This is a genomic window from Seonamhaeicola maritimus (genome assembly GCF_008056315.1).
Classification (GTDB): domain Bacteria; phylum Bacteroidota; class Bacteroidia; order Flavobacteriales; family Flavobacteriaceae; genus Seonamhaeicola; species Seonamhaeicola maritimus.
In genome coordinates, this window is sequence record NZ_VRKQ01000008.1 from 933406 (window position 1) to 953608 (window position 20203).

The 20203-nt window shown below is 35.1% G+C and carries 12 protein-coding genes; all 12 read left to right on the plus strand.

Annotated elements, in window-relative coordinates; translation table 11 throughout:
* Nucleotides 1–15: 15 nt before the first annotated feature.
* A complete protein-coding gene (locus FUA22_RS03975) occupies nt 16–1431 on the plus strand; it encodes a right-handed parallel beta-helix repeat-containing protein (RefSeq protein WP_147766528.1) in 1416 nt (471 codons plus the stop codon).
* 19 nt (nt 1432–1450) lie between these two features.
* Nucleotides 1451–4129 (plus strand): hypothetical protein, encoded by a 2679-nt coding sequence (locus FUA22_RS03980; RefSeq protein ID WP_206667084.1) that lies wholly within the window; start codon nt 1451–1453, stop codon nt 4127–4129.
* A gap of 115 nt (nt 4130–4244) precedes the next feature.
* A complete protein-coding gene (locus FUA22_RS03985) occupies nt 4245–5180 on the plus strand; it encodes an alpha/beta hydrolase fold domain-containing protein (protein ID WP_147766529.1) in 936 nt (311 codons plus the stop codon).
* A 12-nt stretch (nt 5181–5192) separates the two neighbouring features.
* Complete coding sequence (locus tag FUA22_RS03990) at nt 5193–6728, plus strand: glycosyl hydrolase family 28 protein (RefSeq protein WP_147766530.1); 1536 nt, start codon at nt 5193–5195, stop codon at nt 6726–6728.
* A gap of 2 nt (nt 6729–6730) precedes the next feature.
* Nucleotides 6731–8083: a right-handed parallel beta-helix repeat-containing protein gene (locus FUA22_RS03995; protein WP_147766531.1), complete on the plus strand. Its 1353-nt coding sequence runs from the start codon at nt 6731–6733 to the stop codon at nt 8081–8083.
* A gap of 193 nt (nt 8084–8276) precedes the next feature.
* A complete protein-coding gene (locus FUA22_RS04000; protein ID WP_147766532.1) occupies nt 8277–10226 on the plus strand; it encodes a glycoside hydrolase family 97 protein in 1950 nt (649 codons plus the stop codon).
* Nucleotides 10227–10260: 34 nt separating this feature from the next.
* Complete coding sequence (locus FUA22_RS04005) at nt 10261–12072, plus strand: arylsulfatase (protein ID WP_147766533.1); 1812 nt, start codon at nt 10261–10263, stop codon at nt 12070–12072.
* A gap of 59 nt (nt 12073–12131) precedes the next feature.
* Complete coding sequence (locus tag FUA22_RS04010; RefSeq protein ID WP_147766534.1) at nt 12132–14579, plus strand: heparinase II/III family protein; 2448 nt, start codon at nt 12132–12134, stop codon at nt 14577–14579.
* Nucleotides 14580–14585: 6 nt separating this feature from the next.
* On the plus strand, nt 14586–16064 hold the full coding sequence (locus FUA22_RS04015) for a sulfatase-like hydrolase/transferase (RefSeq protein WP_206667085.1): 1479 nt from the start codon (nt 14586–14588) through the stop codon (nt 16062–16064).
* Nucleotides 16065–16350: 286 nt separating this feature from the next.
* Nucleotides 16351–17784, plus strand: coding sequence for a glycoside hydrolase family 30 protein (locus FUA22_RS04020; protein ID WP_147766535.1), 1434 nt, complete (start codon nt 16351–16353; stop codon nt 17782–17784).
* 3 nt (nt 17785–17787) lie between these two features.
* Nucleotides 17788–19443 (plus strand): GH39 family glycosyl hydrolase, encoded by a 1656-nt coding sequence (locus FUA22_RS04025; protein WP_170309837.1) that lies wholly within the window; start codon nt 17788–17790, stop codon nt 19441–19443.
* Between the two features lie 5 nt (nt 19444–19448).
* On the plus strand, nt 19449–20189 hold the full coding sequence (locus FUA22_RS04030) for a DUF6250 domain-containing protein (RefSeq protein ID WP_147766536.1): 741 nt from the start codon (nt 19449–19451) through the stop codon (nt 20187–20189).
* The last annotated feature ends 14 nt before the right edge of the window (nt 20190–20203 follow it).

Sequence of the window (20203 nt, forward strand, 5' to 3'; positions counted from 1 at the left end):
AAAATATCAATAATAATGAAGTTAAAAACGAAATACGGAATAGAGTTGTTTTTTTGTGTTTTAGTCACATTTTTATTCTTTGGAATCTCATGTCAATCGCCCAAGGAAGATAAGGCACCGGAGCCTAGTTTTATTGTAATAGATAATCTTTCAGATTTAAAATTGTATGCTGCTAAAGATAGCGTAAAGATTAGGTTAAAAAGTGGGAACTATCAAATTGATGAAGCCGAAAGTATTCGTTTTTTGAGGTTTACAGGTAGTAATTCCCATTATGATTTTACAGGTGTTCGTTTTATGGTTGATACCAAATTGTTTAGCCGTAAGGATTTGAAAATAAGCAATGACGGAAACTCAATGTATTGTGCTATAGAAATTTCAGGTAACCATGTCGTTATTGAAGGTTTATACATTGAAACCTATGGCGATAAACCAGGTAGACAAAGTAAAAACAAGATATTTAATATTGTTGGGACTGACGTAACGCTTAAAGATGTTGAGGTGAGGACTTCAGGTTCAAACCCCTATGGTTATGGTAGTTTGTTTGGACTAGGAGGTGGAGACGTTAGAAAAATGAACGGTATTCGTGTTGGGTATCCCGCTAAAGATGTAAAACTAATTGGCTGCAAAGTACATATGCGGGCTATGGGGCATGCTATATTTTTACAAGGCGCTGAAAATACATTTATAGAAGACTGTCATGTAGATGGTTTGTTAAGAACTACAGATGCTATACTTGCTGAAACCTCAGGGTATATGTTCGATAAAGACTTTTATGCAAAAAAACCAAAACATGCTCATAAACCGGGATATGTAGAGGGGACTATAATTGGTTTAGATGGTAAAATACTCCCAGGTGAAATTATCTCATTAAGTGAAGATGGTATACGTATGTATCCAGAATATAATGGGCATCCAACAAAGAATACCACTATAAAGGACTGTACCGTGTTTCAAATGCGAAGAGGTATTTGTACAGGACTTAGTACATCTGGAGATAAAGTAATTAATTGTATGGTTCGTGAATGCGTGGCAACAGGTTTCAATGTGGGTAACAATGATAGCATAGTTAATTGTAGGGCAGACGCTAAGTTCGCCGAAGCTTTTGGCGTGCCTTATACCAAGGCAAAAAATGCCTATGTAGAAATTGAAATTTTAGATAGTCGTGATGGTATGGCCAACAACTTATTGGCAAAAATCAATGGGTCGGGACATGAGGTTAAAATTAAAACCGCAAATCCTGAATATATTCCTGAAACTATGGTAATTAAACTGGCTACTTGGGAGAGTTACGGGAATTTCCATAAAAATGCTAGCATGCATGCCACTAATATTAAGCTAGATAACCAAACCCAAACAAAAGTTTTGCTATTACCTGGAACGGTTAATGAAGATTTGGTTGGTACAGCAGAAGTTGTTAAAGTAGAACAATAAAATTTAAAGTTGATTAAAAATGAAGCACCTAGTATATAATATTCAAAATAAGATAAAACAGTTCAAGACAATTCTCTTAATAACATGTTTTGCAAGTTTTGGGACAGCTCAAGAATTAAACAAAATTCCACTTCCCGAAAATTTGGAACAAGGTTATCCTAGAATTTATATCAGCCAGTCTGAAAAGAAAGATTTACAAAAAACTATAAAAAAGGAGGCATGGGCCCAAGAAGTGCTTTCTGGAATTCACAAACGTATTGATGAACATGTGGAGCGTCATGTAGGGGATCCGGAGTGGATGGTATCCCGCCTTATGATGTATTGGAAAACCAGGGCCACTAACGTTTATATCAATGGTATTTATTATTCACATGCCGATGGAGAAGCACCGGTTCCAACAGTGCGCTTTACTGGTTCGCGTGATAATACTACTAACTATGCCATGCCAGATTTGGAAGATATTCTTCCGTATATGGATGATGAACGTGGCCTTTATCTTCGAAATAAAACTAAGGAAGGAAGACCTTTGGAGTGGGTAGACCAGTCTAAAACAGGAGGCCAAATACATAGACATAACCAGAGAATTCTGGGATTAGCCAGAGATGCTTCCTTTTTGTATTGGCTTGAAGAAGATGAACGTTTTGCAAAATTTGCATTTGATGTTTTTGATACTTATACGATGGGTATGTATTATAGAAATGAGCCCATCGATCTACTCAATGGCCATATTCAAACTTTAGTTGGTCTAGAGTGTTTTCAAGTTATACATGAGAGCAGTTTGATTTCGATTTCAGAACTTTATGATTTTCTGCATCAATACATTGAAAAGAATTATCCGGATAAAATTAAAATTTATGATGCAACCATAAAGAAATGGAATGATCAAATAATCAAGAATGGTGTGCCTCAAAACAACTGGAATTTGCATCAGGCAAAGGTTATTCTTAAAGCGGGAATGGTTTTAAAGGATAATAAATTTTATGAAGATGGTAAGGGCCGTGAATATTACATGGACTATATTTTGAATGTAACATCACCAAGGCAGTGGTCTACAACTAAATTTTTAGATTATGGTTATGATAAAAATAATGGAGTGTGGGCTGAATGTCCAGGTTATTCCTTTGGGGTTACTAAAGATTTAACGCATTTTATTAATGATTTTGATAATACATTTGATCATAACATACTTCCTTATATGCCGGTAATGGATAAGGCAGTTAAAGTACTCCCTCAGTATCTTTTTCCAAACGGGCAAACCGTTGCCTTTGGAGATAGCAATTATGGAGGACTAAGCACTAGCGCAATAAGCGATATGATACGTACTGCCCAAAAAAATGGAGATGAGGTATTGGAGAAAGAGTTCACGGGGATGTATCGATTATTTTCCCAAGATTCTAGATCGTCAAATCGGGGTAGAAGGCCACGGGCAAATATTAGTTCATTTTTTGCAAGCAAACCATTAGAATTAAACCCCAAATATCCCAAAGGTAACTTAGGGGATTACATAACGCAAACCTTCTATGCACCAAATGTGAGTTGGCATGTACAACGTATGGGCCAAGGGAAAAATGGTATGATGGTTTCTTTAAACGGATCTTTAGGAAATCATATGCATGCCAATGGTATTAATATGGAATTGTATGGAAAAGGATTTGTTCAAGGGGCAGACCCTGGAAAAGGAGCCGGGTATCTTCAACCAATCTATTTGGAATATTACTCGCAGTTCCCTGCACATAATACAGTGATGGTTGATGGGGCTTCTTCATATACTGAGATGCTGAGTTATCATGCATTTGATTTAATGGGGCAATATCCAAAGTCTGAACAAAAAGAAGGCTATTATACAGATATTACATATTCAGATGTATTCTTTTTAGAACCAGAAACACGAAGTGACCAATCTCGTTTGGTAAGTATTGTAAAAACAGGTGAAACTACAGGCTACTATGTAGATGTTTTTCGTTCTAAAAAACAAAGAAAAGGAGACAAGTTTCATGATTACTATTATCATAATTTAGGTCAGAGCATGCAGATTATGGATGCCTCAGGAAAACCACTAAATCTTACCACAAGTGAAGAAATGGGTTTTGCAGGAGGGCATTTATATGCATTGGATTATATGTGGGATAAAAAATCTATAAAAACGAGTGAGGACTATCAGGCAGAATGGAAAATAGACATGCCAGAAGGAGAAGATGATGTATTCATGAACTTGTGGATGCAGGGAACAGAAGGGCGCGAAGTGTTCTCCATAAAATCACCTCCAAATAAGGCCTTTAGGGGAAATGGAGGGTTGCCTTATGAAGTTAGTAAAAGTCCTTATTTGACTTTAACGGCTCGCCAACATGGTGAAGCATGGGAGCACCCATTCATCTCAATTTATGAACCATTTACTTCAAGTGAAGGTAAAAGTATTCAAAGTATTTCAAGTTTTGAGGATGAAAACGGTAGTTCAGAATTTGTTGGCTTAAATATTAAGCATAAATCTGGTCGTGAAGATATTGTGTTTTCTTTAGCAAATCAGCAAAAAGTAAATTATAAAAGCATCACTACAGATGCTACCTATACTTTGGTAGCAAATGAAACTAATGGTGATTGGGTTGTTTTTATTGGAAATGGAAAAGAGGTAACTGCCAAGGGATATAGCATTTTCAACATCAGAAATAGGGAATGTTGTTTTGAAACAGCAGAACGGTAATTTAATGCTGCACAATGAGATTCCAGTTGAAATTATTTTTGATAATAATAAGATGAAGTTTGAAGAGGGTGACTTAAGAACAATTGTTCTTGAATAAATACTGAAAGTATTAAAAATGAAAATTACGTTAAGAAACATTAAATTAATAGTATTTCTTTTGCTATGTTGTCCTTTGGTTATATTGGCTCAAAAATCTCATGAAAAGGAAATACTAGATGCATTTCCAAATAAGGAAACGATTATTTATAAAACCGTTGATGAACAAGAGTTAGATATGACTATTTTTTATCCAGATGCAAAAAAAATTACATCTAAAAATCCATGGATGATGCATGTTCATGGTGGAGGATGGGCTGGTGGAAGTAAATATAATGTATTAAAAAAGGCATTTTTAGGCACTTTAAAATCACTTTTAGATAAGGGTATAATTTGCGTAACAATTGAGTACCGTTTGGCTAGAGGTAAGTCCAATGCCTATGATGCGCTTGTAGATGCCAAAGATGCTGCCAGATTCCTTTTAAAAAATGCAAAACATTTCAAATTGCATAAAAAGAAATATGGTGTTTGGGGCGGTTCTGCTGGTGGACATTTAAGTTTATTAACTGCTTTAGGGAAAGATTCAGATTTCTTGGGAAACCATAAATTAACAGGAATAGCTCCTAAGTTTAAATGTGTGGTTTCTTATTTTCCTGCAACTTCACTTGTAAATAAAGATTTAGTACCAGGGTCACTTTTCGAAAAACAAAGCTCATATGACAGGATTTTAGGAGATAGTTTAAGTAATAAGCCGGTATTGGCTAAGTTACTGAGTCCAACAGAGCAGCTGAACAAAAAAAGTCCACCAGTTTTATTAATTCATGGTGATAAAGATAAGGTGCTACCAATCATTAATTCTACTTATATGGTAGAGGTTGCCAAAGAAAAAAGGGCAGATGTAGAGCTGTTAACCATTAAGAATGCAGCACATAGTTTTCATGGTGAGAATATTTCACCATCAATACAAGAATTAAACGATTACGCTACTCAATTTATATTAACTCATTTAAAATAAAAGCGATTAATTATGATTTACTTTAATACAGCTTACCTTAAGAATATTTACGTATTTATGGGGCTTTTTTTAGTTTCTGTTTTTATATTTTCATGTAATGATAAATCTAAGAACAAGCAAAATACAGAGAATGTAAAAGTATATCCAGCACCAGAAGGTATTGAACTTTCACAAGCCTTTAAAGTGGAAGTTGAAGGCAAAGAGGTACCTGTTTACAATTTCACAATTCCTGCACGTGAACCAATTCCACGTCTCAATCATTCTCGAAGTGAATTTGGGTTGGCTTCATTTGCTTCATTTGATATGAATGCCAAGGCAGAAGTAAAGGTAACCTACCCAGAAGCGGTTAATTCAGTAAAAATATTGCCTACGTCATATGGGGTAGAATCAACTGTTGAAGGTAATGTCATTACATTTTCAATTGATAAACCTAGTAATCTAACAATAGAAGTAAATGGTGACTGGTATGAGTCTTTGCACATTTTTGCTAATTCGTTTGAAGAAAATGTTCCAGATAAAGACGATCCTAACGTTATATATTTTGGACCAGGAGTTCATGATGTTACTACTGTAGTCGTTGATGATAGTACCACCGTGTATATTGCTGGAGGAGCTTATTTAAAGGCAGGATTGGATTCTGAAGAAGATGAAGTTGAATTACGAGGTAGAAAAAGAAACCCTCCAACGTTCTTCCTTCAAGGAAAACATATGACAATTAGAGGACGTGGAATCATAGACCAATCTGCTATTCCAAGACCCAAAAGACGGTATACCATATTTACACAAAAGTCTGTTGATATAAAGATTGAAGGGGTTATTATTCGGGACCCAAGCCATTGGACTATTCCGTTGCAAGCTTCAGACAATATTCATGTAGACAATATTAAAATATTGGGATGGCGTGGAAATTCAGACGGTGTAGATATTTCTAACAGTCGTGATGTATTGGTTGAAAACTGTTTTTTTAGAACCTTGGATGATGCTGTGGTGGTAAAATCATTTGAAGGTCGGGGTGAGGTCAAAAATATACATACCCGAAAATGTGTAGTTTGGAATGAGTTGGCCCATTCATTAAGTATAGGTGCTGAGGTACGTGAAAATGTTACCAATGTATTATTTGAGGATTGTGATGTTATTCATGATGTGGGACGAGAAACAGCATTACGTGTTTACCATTGTGATGATGCATTGATAAGTGATATTACTTTTAAAGACATACGAATTGAAGAAGCTCGTAGGTTAATCTCTGTTTGGATTGGTAAAACCCGTTGGACAGAAACAGAGGAGCGAGGCAATGTTAGAAGCGTTGTATTTAAAGACATTGTAGCAACTTCAGCACCAATTGATACTACGTTAACAGGGTTTCAAGATGGAACGGATTGGAAACCGTACATAATAAGAGACCATGCAAGTATGCTATTAACCGGCTTTGATGACACCCACACAGCAGAAAATATCATTTTTGATAATGTTGTGTTAGATGGTAAAAAAGTTGAAGAACATCAGGTCAAAGCAAATGAGTTTGTGAAGAATATTCAATTTAAATAACCATGTCTCAAGTTCGTAGCGCTTTAATAATATTATGTATATGTTTTTTTTCTGATTTGTTCGCAAAACAAATTCGAATAAGCAGTCTTGAAGAACTTTCGGAGTATGCTGAAAAAAGTGGAAATAGTATTACACTTGCACCGGGCATCTATAAATTAGCTGAATTTTTAACCGTAGATTCTTTAGAAGCCAGACGTAATAGAAAAATGTATCAATTCATAACCTTTAGTGGTGATAATAATACATTCAATTTTAAAGGTGTTAAGATTTTAGTAGACACAGAATTACGAACAATTTTAAAACCTAAAATTCATTCAACAGAATTTCTTATTTCCGGTAGTGGTAATACTATTAGTGGACTAAAGCTAGAATATATTGGGAAAGGAACTTCTCCGGGTGGAGTAGCCCTTGAGGTTGCGGGTAACAACAACATAGTTAGAGGTGTTACAATACATGTTACAGGGTCATATCCTTATGGGTATGGTGATCTTTTTGGAAAGGGAAGAGAAAGTGTCATTAGACATAAGAAACATAGTGGTTTTTTGGTGACAGGAAGTAATACAAAAATTCTTGGTTGTAAACTTTATATGAAGTCTTTCGGTCATGGTTTTTTTATTCAGAAGAATGCCGAAAATATCTATTTTGAGGATTGTTACGTGGAAGGAGAAGTAAGAAAGACAGACGAAATACTAGGTGAAACATCAGGACCTGCCTTTGATGTGAATTTTAAAACTTGGACCGAAAACCGATCAGGCGAATACAAGGTTACACCTGGTTATGTGAAATCTTTGTGTGAAGATGGTTTTCGTACTTATGGGAGAATAAAGAATATTCAATTTAAAAATTGTACTGCTAAAAATACACGAGCTGGGTTTGAATTAAGAGCAGCTAGTAATGTCAACCTTGAAAATTGCAAAGCAATAGGAACAGAGCGAGGATTTTGGGTAGGTGATAATGCTATTTTAGAAAATTGCAAAGGTGATGCAGCCCATGGCCCTTTATTTTATATTGAAGGAAGTTCTGTAAAGGCACAATTCACATTAATGTCAACCACGGCAAATGTAATGGTACATGTTTTGGGGACTATTCAAGAATCTAATAATGAAGTTGTAATTAAAACCGAAAAGGAGGGCACAATACGTCCTTCTAAAGTCCCAATCCTCATTGGTTTTTCACCTCCTAGACATGGTGAATCCATGTCGCCTATAGCGGATTTTGAAACTTCGGGTTTAAAGCTAACCAATGAAACAAGGATGCCACTAATTATTGGTGGTCAAGCTAAAGATTGTGAATTAAAAACGTTTGGAAGTGTAATTGAAAATAAGGGAACTAAGGTTAATATTATCAATTTATAACCCGCTCTCAATAATGAGAATATTTTGAAACCATTATTTTTCATGCATTTATTTTGATAAACTTATTTGGTTTTACTAGAAAATATTTTTTTTCAACGTAAAGGTGATTTTTAATTTCAAGGTTTTATAAAATAGATAGTAGGATTAAAACCTTTGACGAAAAGTGATTAAAACAAAATATCAACATAATATTATGAAGAACATCAATAAGACTAGATTTTACAATTTGAGTGGCTTATCCAAGTTTTTATTTTGTTTCATTTTGATTACCCTGTTTTCTTGTGGAAGGACAGAATCATTCTTGCTAGAATCACCTGACAAACATGTACAGGTTCATTTGTCAAACAACAATTCTATAGGTCAATTTAGTGTTGTTTTTCAAGGGGTTACCTTATTGGCATCATCAAAGATTGGTCTTATGGTCAATAAAATTAATGGAACTAAAGATGTTAGCTTTTCTGAATTGTCAAAAGAGTCTTTTGATAATACATGGAATACCGTAAACGGCAAACAGTCAACAATTCACAATTATTATAACCAGTTTAGGATTGGTGTTTCAAAAAAAGCGAGTGAAGAATTATTATATGAAATCATTTTTAGATTATATAATGATGGCTTTGCTTATCGCTATGAGTTTACTTCAGAATCAATGGTTTCCAATGGTTCTTTGATTGATAACGAACTAACAAATCTTAGGTTTAATGACGATTTTAGATATTGGGCTTATAATGGTGAAAGACATAATTTGGGGCCTAATAAACGGTCTGGGAGTTCTCTAGAAAAAGTACGGCTGCCACTTGTTGTTCAGACTAATAAAGATAAGTTTATTGGCATTCACGAATCTGAAATTCTTAGCCATGCTCCCTTTACCATAAATGCATCAAGTAATAGCCAAACTTTGAGTTTCAATACAGATTATTCTAGTCAAGACCAACCGTATAAAACTTCTTGGAGAACTTTCATTCTTGGTAATAAAATAGGAGACTTGGTGGAGTCAAATATTATAGTTAACCTAAATGAACCTTGTAAGATTGAGGACCCATCCTGGATAAAACCGGGGAAATCCTTATGGGATTGGAGGATAGCGGGATATGAGGCCGAAGATGACTTTGTTTATGGGTTAAACACAGTTACTCATAAGCGAATGATAGATTTCGCTGCCAATAATAATATTCAGTACTTATTAATTGACGCCGATTGGTATGGGGAGGAATTTGATCAAAATTCAGATCCAACCTCTTCCGGTCAACATGTCAATATTGAAGAATGTATGAGTTATGCTAAGGATAAGGGGATAGGGGTAATTCTCTATTTGAATGATATAGGCGCTAAAAAATTTGGATTGGAAAGGGTGCTTAAGCAATTTTCTGATTGGGGTGCGGTTGGAGTGAAGTACGGATTCATGACCGGTAAAGGTGAAGCCAAGGTGCAACATACAAGAAAGGTTGTGGAGCTTTGTGCTAAATATAGATTAATGGTTAATTTTCATGATGGTCCCGTTGCTCCTAGTGGAGATCGTAGAACTTGGCCTAATCTGGTTACAAAGGAATACGGGCATGCACAAGCTGATGCACGCCGTTCGTATTATCCGGAGACTGCTGTGAATACTGTGCTTATTAACATGATTTCAGGTCCTTTAGATATGACTAATGGTTGGTTTGGACTCAATAAGGCACATAGTAGAGAAAAAGTTTTTAAAGTAATACCCGGCACGGTAGCAGCCGAAGTTGCCAAGTTAATTGCCGTTTATTCTGGTTGGATGGTGCTTCCAGATAGTCCTGATGAATATTTAAAGAAAGACGATTTGTTTGAGTGCGTAAGACAGATGCCTACTCAGTTTGATAGCTTTCAAGTTTTAGATGCTAGATTAGATGAGTTTGTTACCGTGGCTAGAAAAGCAGGAGACAATTGGTTTGTTGGATCTTTAACCAATAGGGAAGCCCGAAACTTAACGATTGATTTAAGTTTTTTACCTAAAGATCAATCATTTGAAGCTACGCTTTATGAAGATGCAGAAGATTCACATTTTCTGACCAATAAAGAAGTTTATGGTATTAGAAAAATAGAGGTCACATCAGAATCTCAACTTACCGTAAAACTAGTTGAAGGTGGAGGAAATGCTATTTTTTTGAAGAAAAAATAATTTAAATCAATTTGAATAAGTGAATATATTAAGCATGAAACAATTACCATTTTATTTAACCATTGCTCTAGGACTTATTCTTTTTTCCTGTAAAAAAGAAGAGAAAACAATAAAGCAACAACCTAATGTAATTCTTATTTTAATTGATGACCAGGGCTATGGTGATATCTCTGCTTTAGGAAATACATTCATAAATACTCCCAATATAGATGCACTTCATGGTGTAAGCGCTCGGTTTACAGATTATCATGTTAGTCCAACATGCGCACCTACTAGAGCGGCCCTACTAACGGGGCGTCATAATAATAGAACAGGGGTTTGGCATACTGTAAATGGGCGTTCGCTAATTTTGGAACGAGAAATTACTATGGCCCAAATTTTTAAAGAAAATGGATATGCTACATCCATGTTTGGGAAATGGCACTTAGGTGATAACTATCCTTTTAGACCCGAAGATAAAGGGTTTGAAGAAGTCTTAACTCACGGTGGCGGAGGTATGGGACAGACCATGGATTATTGGGATAACGATTATTTTGATGATATGTATTTACACAATGGCCAGCTTAAAAGATATGAAGGTTATAGTGCAGACGTTTGGTTTGATGAGGCCATTAAATGGATAGGGTCAAAAGAAGACAAACCTTTCTTTTGCTATATACCTTCAAATACAGCACATTCAAATTATAATGTAGAAGATAATTACTATAAAGATTTAGAAGGGAATGAAGATATTCCCCATGCACCTTTTTTAGGAATGATTAGAAATATAGATGAAAACCTAGGGAAGTTAGTCAATTATCTCAAGGAAAGTAACAAGCTCGATAATACTATTCTATTATTTACAACAGATAACGGAACTGCTCAAGGTGCTAAAACAGAGGGGCATCGTTTAGACGGTTTTATCAAGAAAGGTTATAATGCTGGCATGCGTGGAGTTAAAGCGAGTAAATATGAAGGCGGACATAGAGTACCACTATTCATTCATTGGAAAGATGGAAACATTGCTATGGGGAAGGATATCAACGAATTAACTGCCCATTACGATATTTTACCAACTTTAGTGGATTTATGCGATTTGAATGTTGATTCCAAAATTAAATTTGATGGAGAAAGTATGGTACCATTAATAAATGGTGATAATACAGCCTTTAAGGATAGAATAGTTATCACCAATTCTCAGCGTGTTGAAAACCCAGAACCTTGGCGAAGAACTTCCTTAATGCAAGGTAGCTGGAGATTAGTTGATAGTACAGAGTTATATAATTTAAAAACAGACCCAGAACAGCGACATAATATTGCAGACCAACATCCTGAAAAAGTTGAAGCCTATAGAGCGGCTTATAAAAAGTGGTGGAAAGATATTTCACCAAGTTATAAAGACCAACCATATATAATTATTGGTCATGAAAAAGAAAACCCTTCAACATTATATGGTCATGACTGGCATACCGATAGGGAGGCTAGTCCTTGGCATCAAAGACACATTAGAACCGGATATATTGATAACGGACATTGGTTGGTTAGAGTTTCAGAAGCGGGGAAGTACACTTTAAAGTTACGAAGATGGCCCAAAGAGACAGGCTTAGCTTTAAACGCTAAAGCTCATATAAGACCAGCACTTCCAGGAACAAGTGTATCAAAAAGTAAAGCGAGCAAAGCCCTAAATATTCAAGAAGCTAAAATAAGTATTCAAGATATTGAATTAACACAAACCGTAAACCCCAATGAGGGGTTTGTAGAATTCAATATAGAACTGAATAAAGGAGAAACCCAACTACAAACATGGTTTACTTTAGATACGAAGGAGGTTTTAGGAGCCTACTATGTAACCGTTGAGAAACAATAGAATAGATAAAAACTGAAATAAAAAAAGTGAAAAAAATTCATCTAATTATTGTTCTTTGTTTGACAACACTAACTAGTTATGCTAGTGAAGGGAATGATACATCACATTTAAAGAAGGTGCAATGTAAGTCGGCTAAGGCTAATGACACCATTCATTATTCCTATAAAATCAAAAATACAGCATCCTTTCCGCAGGAATTTAAATTTTCTATACAAAACCCTAGGCTTTTAGCCTGTAAATATATTTTGGAAACTAATAATATTACTATTGGTCCGAACAACGTTTATAATGGAAAATTGGCTGTTATTATTAGTGATAGAATGCCAAAAGGCGGACATGAATCTAGTTTCGTGCTAGTAGAAAATGTATCTAACAATAGTATTTATAAGCTAGAGTTTATTTCGGTTAGGTCAAAACCGCACCCTTTTTTATTGGTAACCAATGGGATATTAGAAGAAACTAAAGAGAAAGTTGAAAATTACACCTGGGCAAAAAATAATTTCAATAAAATGCTTAAGGAACTGGATGCCTATAAAGTGCCAGAGAGAAAAATTGTTACCAAACCCAGACCTACCAAAGTATGGTCTAGTTTAGCTTACGGGCCAAGTGATAGTGAGAAAGTGTTCCGCTTATGTTTGGCTTGGAAATTAACTGGTGAAAAAAGTTATAAGGAAAAAGCTATACAATTCATTAAAGAAGTTTGTGATAAGGAAGCTGGTTATCTTTCAATAGGGGCCGCAACCTATGGTGTACAGGTTCATGAGGGTAATTTCTTTTTGCACTTGGCAGCGGCTTGTGATATCGTTTTTAATGAGCCAGAGTTTTCAGATAAGGATAGAGAAAACATTATTAATTCTTTTAGGTATTACCTAGAGTTGAATAGAAAGCATATGGATGGCTTAGGCATCATGAACCATCAAGCTAGTGCCAATGCTGGAGCTATATTATCTGCCCTTTTTTTAGAGGATGTTGCCGAAGTTGATTATTTAACCAATGCTCCCGGCGGTATGGCGGACCAAATAGGTAAAGGCGTTATGGATGACGGCTGGTGGTTTGAAGGAACAGCCAACTATTGTTATTTAGTAGTACAACGCTATAGTTTAGTGGCACAGGCATTTCAAAATTATGGATGGGATTTGTACCATAAACGTTTCCCTGTAAAGTTTAAAAGCAAAGATTTTGAAAATGTTAAAGAAGGGTTTACAGGAATGAAGTTTGTCAATTGGGGACCAATAACTAGAAATACGGTAGGATTAGAAGACATGGTGGCTCCATACATTCCATTTATGGATGAAAATGCCAATGTTGTGGCTAGTAACGACTCTAATTTAAAAACACCAGACCCTTTTTATGAGCTTGCTTACAGATCTTATAAATTAGATGATTTGGCCTGGGTGATAAGTAAAACCAAGAGGGAGTCTTGGTTGTCTTTATTGTATGGAGTGGGAGAATTACCAGAAGTAGAAGATCCAAGAACAAGTTCTGCTTTAGCACCAAGTGTTGGGTTGGTAGCTTTAAGGTCTCAAGAAAAAAGAAACAACCCAGAAGAACAAATTCAGGCCTATTTTAAATATGGCACACACGGGGGTTGGCATGGTCATTTTGATAGAGCCAGTATGGTGGCTTTAGACCGTAACGGACATAAATATTTTGGAGCGGAAATGGTATGGTATGGTTATGGGAATCCCGGGTACAAAGAGTGTGTACAAACATCTGCTACCCATAATATGGTCATTGTAGATGAGTTACAACAGGAAGCAGTACCATCAAATCAGACCTTATTTTTTCAAGGCGATATTATGCAGGCCACGGTAACAGAAACAAAGGCAAGATGGCGAAAGATTCCTAAATGGAATGCCGATAAGTTTCCACCATGGGACGATACAGATTATGAACCAAATTTTCATCCAATACAACAAAAGCGTTTATCAATAGTTACAGATGATTATGTGGTAATTGCCGATTATATGAAATCTAATCAAAAACATAATTATGATTGGTTAATCCACCCCGTAGGTTTTAAATCAATCAAAGGAGCTAAAAAGAAAGGAAAGTTATTGGATACCTTGAACCATCAGAACGATTCACCTTATAAATACTTTGCAAATGCCCAATGGTATAGAACAAATAAGGGTGCAGAGGTAAATTTTGATGAAAACGGAAACAAATTAGATGTTTATACACTATGGCCAAAGAAGGCGAATATATTGGTTTCTGATTATCCCATCGGCGGAAAGCGACGCATCATGCGTAACAACCCAGAGCGTAGAACGTATGGTGTACGTGTAAATGAAAAAGAAACCCAGTTTTTACATGTATTAGAACCTTATAAAGGAGAAAATATGCTGAAGAAAATAGAATCAAAAAATGCCAATCGTTTAAAAGTCTATTTGAATGATGGACGTATTCACAATATTTTGATTGAGAATTTAAAGCAAGAAAGTGCAAAAGTGCATATTGAAGAGGTATTGAACAATAAAATTATTAGAACCGAAACAACAAAATAGAATTACATGAAAAATTATATAACATTCATAATAGCTGTATGCACATTTTCTTTGATCATGGTTGGCTGTAAAGAAGAAAAAACTAAAGTGCAAGAAAAGAAACGACCTAATTTTTTATTTGTTTTGGTTGATGACCAATCTCCGTTCGATTTAAAGACTTATGACCCTAATTCAATTTTAGAAACCCCAAATTTAGATAAGTTGGCTCAAGAAGGCTTAGTGTTTGATGATGCTAGACACATGGGTTCTATGAACGGAGCGGTATGTACACCATCAAGACATATGATTATGTCAGGCCGTACGCTATGGCATTTACCACCAAGTGCACAATTTCAGAAACAAAGAGATCCGCACGTTATTGATAGTATGACTATGGGGGCTGTTTTCAACAGAGCAGGTTATAAAACCATGCGTACCTGCAAAAAGGGGAATTCTTATGGAAATGCAAATAATCAGTTTACAGTGGTTAAAGATGCTACAAAAAGAGGAGGAACAGAAGAAACTGGTAGTGCATGGCATTCAAAACAAGTTTTAAATTATTTGAAGGAACGAGACTCATTAGATGAAAAAGACCCATTTTTAATCTATTTTGGTTTCTCGCATCCTCACGATAGAAGAGACGGAACCTCAGAATTATTAGAAAAATATGGAGCGGTTAACCACAGGGATAAAGAAAGTTTACCACCTGCCAACCCTAAGCAGCCTCAATTACAAGAAAATTATTTGTCTGCTCATCCATTTCATCATGGGCATCCAGAACTTAGGGATGAAGAGCGTGTTAGCGGTGTTTGGAAGAATAGAGATGAACAAACTGTACGTAATGAACTAGGTAGGGAGTATGCGTGTTCAGAAAATATAGACATCCAAATAGGTAAAGTTTTAGATAAACTTGAAGCTATGGGAGAGCTTGATAATACCTATATTATTTATACATCAGACCATGGTATGTCTATTGGACGACACGGGCTTATGGGAAAACAAAATTTATACGAACACACGTGGCGGGTACCTTTTTTAATTAAAGGCCCGGGAATAGAAGCAGGTAAACGCGTAAAAGGAAATATATACCTATTAGATGTTTTACCAACTTTATGCGATTTGGCTGGTATTGAGGCACCTGAAAAAGTAGAAGGTGAAAGCTTTGTACCAGTGTTAACAGGTGAAAAAGAAGTGGTTAGAGAGGTGAGTTATGGTGTGTATGCAGGTGGAACTAAACCAGGTATGCGAACCGTTAAAAAAGGAGATTGGAAGCTGATTAAATATGATGTTATGGGAGGAGCTGTTAGAGAAACTCAACTTTTCAATTTGGCCGAAAATCCCCATGAGTATGTGGCAGAACATAATAAGCCTGGTGACATGGAAACAGATTTAGCAGAAAATCCAAAGTATGCAGAAAAATTAGTCGAAATGGAAGCTTTATTATTAGAGCAAATGATTGCCCACGATGACCCGTATAGATTGTGGAATCAAACGGATGCTAAGTAAATGGATTAACCAAAATATAATTAATTTTATTAGTAATTATTTTCTCCTTTGCAGTTTCTAAACGAAAAAAAACAGCTATGAAATTGTAACCTATTGATCATATTTTGGATATGGGTTATTATTTACATAGTATGAATCATTAGTTATACTTTAAGGTCTATTTTTTTGCAAAATTGCTTCTTGAAAGAATACAATTTCATAGTCTAAATGTTTATAGAATAGAGAAGACTGCCTGAAGTTGTGTTTTCAAGCGAGTTATAGAATTATTAAAATAGATAATAGTAAAATGAGATTGAACAGAATTAAACCTACATTATTGATAGCAGTTATTTTTGTTGTTAATGTTATGTTCGCACAAAAAGTTGATTTAGTTTCCACTACCCAATCTAAGAGATGGATTAAATCGAAAGTGAAACAGTTAAAAGAATTTGAAAAGGCAGATATAACCATTTATCCAGATAGTTTACTACAGGAGATTGATGGTGTAGGGGGAGCTTTTAATGAACTAGGGTGGGATGCTTTAACAACCCTTTCTAAGGAAGCATCAAATGAAGTGTTTAAGGCTTTGTTTTCAGAAGATGGCTGTAATTTTTCTATGTGTAGAATTCCTTTGGGAGCCTCAGATTATGCATTAAGCTATTATTCAAGTAATGATGTATTTGAAGATTTTGAAATGCGAGATTTTAATATTGATAGAGATAGGTATATTCTCATTCCGTATTTAAAAGAGGCTCTAAAAGTAAATCCGGATTTACAAATTTGGGCATCTCCTTGGTCGCCACCTACGTGGATGAAGGTAAATGAGCATTACGCTATGAGAAGTGGGGGTTTTGAAAATGCCAAAGCGGGTAATAAGATGGACCCGGGAGCCGAAGTTTTAAATAACGCTACCGCATTTAAAATGCAGGAACGTTACCTAAAAGCATATGCCCTTTATTTTTCGAAATTTGTTCAGGCTTATAAAAAAGAGGGTGTAAAACTGTTTTCTATTCAACCTCAAAATGAGATAGCATATCAACCAAATTGGCCTAGTTGTACATGGAGACCAGAAGATATGGGGTATTTTATAAACAATTTTCTTGGTCCTCAATTTAAGGCCGACAAACTTGATACTGAAATATGGCTGGGTACTGTTAATTCTGGTAATCCCAATTATGTAAAAACAGTTTTGGAGTACAAAGAAGCAGCTAAATACATTACAGGTGTAGGTTTTCAATGGGGTGGAGCAAGGTCAATTCCAACAATTAATAAGGAATTTCCTGACATGAAATTAATGCAAACGGAAAATAAATGTGGTGAATCTGAAAATGATTGGACTTCTTTGGAAAGGTCTTGGAAAGACATGGTTCATTATATCAATAATGGTGCAGGCTCCTACATGTATTGGAATATGGTGTTAGATGAAACCGGAAAAAGTGCTTGGGGCTGGCCACAAAATTCTATGATTATTGTTGATAGAGTCTCTAATGAAGTAACTTATACAGATGAATTTTATTTATTTAAACACCTATCAAAGTTCGTTCAACCAGGAGACCATTATTTAAAGTCTTCAAAAGGAAAGAATCACTTAGCATTTAAACTTAAAAATGGAAACATTATGTTAATGACTTACAATCCAGATGAACAATTAAAAAACATAAAAGTTAAAGCTGGTAATAGGCATTTAGCTTTGAGTTTAGAGCCAAAATCAATTAACACCATTTTAGTAAGTCTAAATTAAATTATGAAAAAGTATATTAAAATTAATGCAATTATATTCTTATTGGTAGTAAGTTTTTTTAACTTAAAAGCACAAGAACAAATAACTATTAATATTCAGGAAAAAGGAGAAGATTTTGAACCTTATTGGAGCAAATGTGTAGGTGCAGGTAGAGCCAATGAAGCTTTACGCGCTGGTTGGCTAGAGCAGCTTGAAGTGGTGCAAGAAAACTGTGGATTTGAGTACGTACGCTTTCATGGACTGTTTCATGATGACATGTTTCCAGTTTTTGAAGGCAGAAATGGAAAAATTATTTACAATTGGCAATACATAGATGATGTATTTGATCGGATGTTAGATCTTAAGGTGAAGCCTTTTGTTGAGCTTGGTTTTTTTCCAAAACTTCTTGCAGCCGAAAACTCAAAAACAGTTTTTAAATGGTGGAAAGCTAATGTTACACCCAAGGAGGAATCATTTACAATGTTTCATGATTTGGTAAAGGCGTTTACCCAGCATTGTGTAGATAGATACGGAATAGATGAGGTGTTAACTTGGTATTTCGAAGTTTGGAATGAGCCCAATTTGTATCCACATTTCTGGGATGGAACAAAATCACAATATTTCGAATTATATAAACAGTCAGCAATTGCCGTAAAATCTATTGATAAAAGACTTAGGGTTGGAGGACCTTCAACCAGTAATTTTGTTCCAGATACACGTTTTGATGGTGAGCTTACAAATAATGAGGTGTCTGAAGCTGTGTTTAATTCAGATGATATTAATGGCTTAGAATGGCATGGGGTATGGATTGAAGATTTTCTAAAATTCTGTAATAAAGAAAACCTACCTGTAGATTTTGTAACTACACACCCTTATCCTACAGACTATGCATTTAACCCAGAGACAGGAAAAGGTAGAGGTTTAACCCGTTTTGTCCAATCTACTAAATTGGATCTTGAATGGCTGAATAGAATTATTAAAAACAGCCCGTATCCCAATGCGGAGATTCATTTAACCGAATGGAATACAAGTCCAAGTAGTAGAGATAAAATGCATGATTTACTGCCTGCGGCTGCCTACATAGTAAAAACAAATTTAGATTGTATAGGTTTAACTAATTCATTAGCTTTCTGGACGTTTACTGATATTTTTGAAGAAAAAGGTGGTGCAGCAAGTATTTTTCATGGAGGGTTCGGAATGATAAATTTTCAAGGTTTGGTAAAACCTTCATATCATGCATATAGAATGCTCAATCAATTAGGAAATGAAAAATTATATAAAGATGATTATTTGTTTATAAGTAAAGATAGCGGTAATGGAAAAGTTAAGGCTTTAGCTTATAATTATCCTAAAGAAGCTGAAAATGCTGCTCCTGCTGGTTATAAAAGTTATGAGTATTTAAGTAAAGGGACCTCTAAAGAACTAAATTTTACTTTAACTAATTTAAAACCTGGAACTCAATTTAAAATTGAGGTTTTAGATAAAGATCATGGCAATATTCATAGTTATTGGGAATCTATGGGCAAACCAGAGCCTCCAACTAGAGAGCAAATAAAAGTTATGAAACGTGTGGCAAGCAATTTAAAAACCAATATTGTTAGCACAGGGAAAAATGGGGAGTTATCATTTAAACAAGAAATAGCCCCCTGGAGTGTAATATTAATAGAACAGATTAATTAAAACAAATGAAAACACTAAAATCAAGTTTAATAAAGCATTGTTTAATAATTGTGTTTCTGTTTATTTGTGGATGCGATAATGCCAAAGAAGTTACTATTAATGACAAATTAAAAGTACATGCGGAATTGATTTATCTTAATGAATTTGATAATGATTTAGAAGATTGGGTTATTGAACAAATGGCAGGGGGTAAAGCAGAGATAAATGATGGTAAGTTAGAAATAACAGACGTTTCTGGTTGTACTATTTGGCTTAAAAATCAATTTGAAGGCCCCATAATGATTGAGTATGATGTTTTGGTTATAGACCAAGGAGGACCTCAGGATAGAGTATCTGATTTAAATTGTTTTTGGATGGCAAAAGATCCTAAAAATATGAATAACCTATTTGAACGTTCTGATGAGCGTGGTGGAAAATTTTCAAATTATGATAGTCTAAGGTTGTATTATATGGGAGTAGGTGGTCATTTTAACACCAAAACACGTTTCAGACGTTATGTTGGCAATGGAGACAGACCGCTCCTACCAGAGCATGATTTAACCAGTCAAGAGTATTTGTTAACCGCAAACAAACCTTATAGAATAAAAATTATTGCCCATAATGGATATATTCAATATTATAGAAACGAGCAGTTACTGGCAGATTTCTATGATGATGAACCTTATACGTCTGGTCATTTTGGTTTTAGAACTGTAAATAACCATATGACGGTTGATAATTTTAAGGTCTATAAATTGTCCAATTAGCCTACGTACTAAAT

What these genes read in the sequence shown, in the direction of transcription:
- FUA22_RS03975 (WP_147766528.1), top strand. Translation starts at nt 16, where the DNA reads ATGAAGTTAAAAACGAAATACGGAATAGAGTTGTTTTTTTGTGTTTTA.
- FUA22_RS03980 (WP_206667084.1), top strand. Translation starts at nt 1,451, where the DNA reads ATGAAGCACCTAGTATATAATATTCAAAATAAGATAAAACAGTTCAAG.
- FUA22_RS03985 (WP_147766529.1), top strand. Translation starts at nt 4,245, where the DNA reads ATGAAAATTACGTTAAGAAACATTAAATTAATAGTATTTCTTTTGCTA.
- FUA22_RS03990 (WP_147766530.1), top strand. Translation starts at nt 5,193, where the DNA reads ATGATTTACTTTAATACAGCTTACCTTAAGAATATTTACGTATTTATG.
- FUA22_RS03995 (WP_147766531.1), top strand. Translation starts at nt 6,731, where the DNA reads ATGTCTCAAGTTCGTAGCGCTTTAATAATATTATGTATATGTTTTTTT.
- FUA22_RS04000 (WP_147766532.1), top strand. Translation starts at nt 8,277, where the DNA reads ATGAAGAACATCAATAAGACTAGATTTTACAATTTGAGTGGCTTATCC.
- FUA22_RS04005 (WP_147766533.1), top strand. Translation starts at nt 10,261, where the DNA reads ATGAAACAATTACCATTTTATTTAACCATTGCTCTAGGACTTATTCTT.
- FUA22_RS04015 (WP_206667085.1), top strand. Translation starts at nt 14,586, where the DNA reads ATGAAAAATTATATAACATTCATAATAGCTGTATGCACATTTTCTTTG.
- FUA22_RS04020 (WP_147766535.1), top strand. Translation starts at nt 16,351, where the DNA reads ATGAGATTGAACAGAATTAAACCTACATTATTGATAGCAGTTATTTTT.
- FUA22_RS04025 (WP_170309837.1), top strand. Translation starts at nt 17,788, where the DNA reads ATGAAAAAGTATATTAAAATTAATGCAATTATATTCTTATTGGTAGTA.
- FUA22_RS04030 (WP_147766536.1), top strand. Translation starts at nt 19,449, where the DNA reads ATGAAAACACTAAAATCAAGTTTAATAAAGCATTGTTTAATAATTGTG.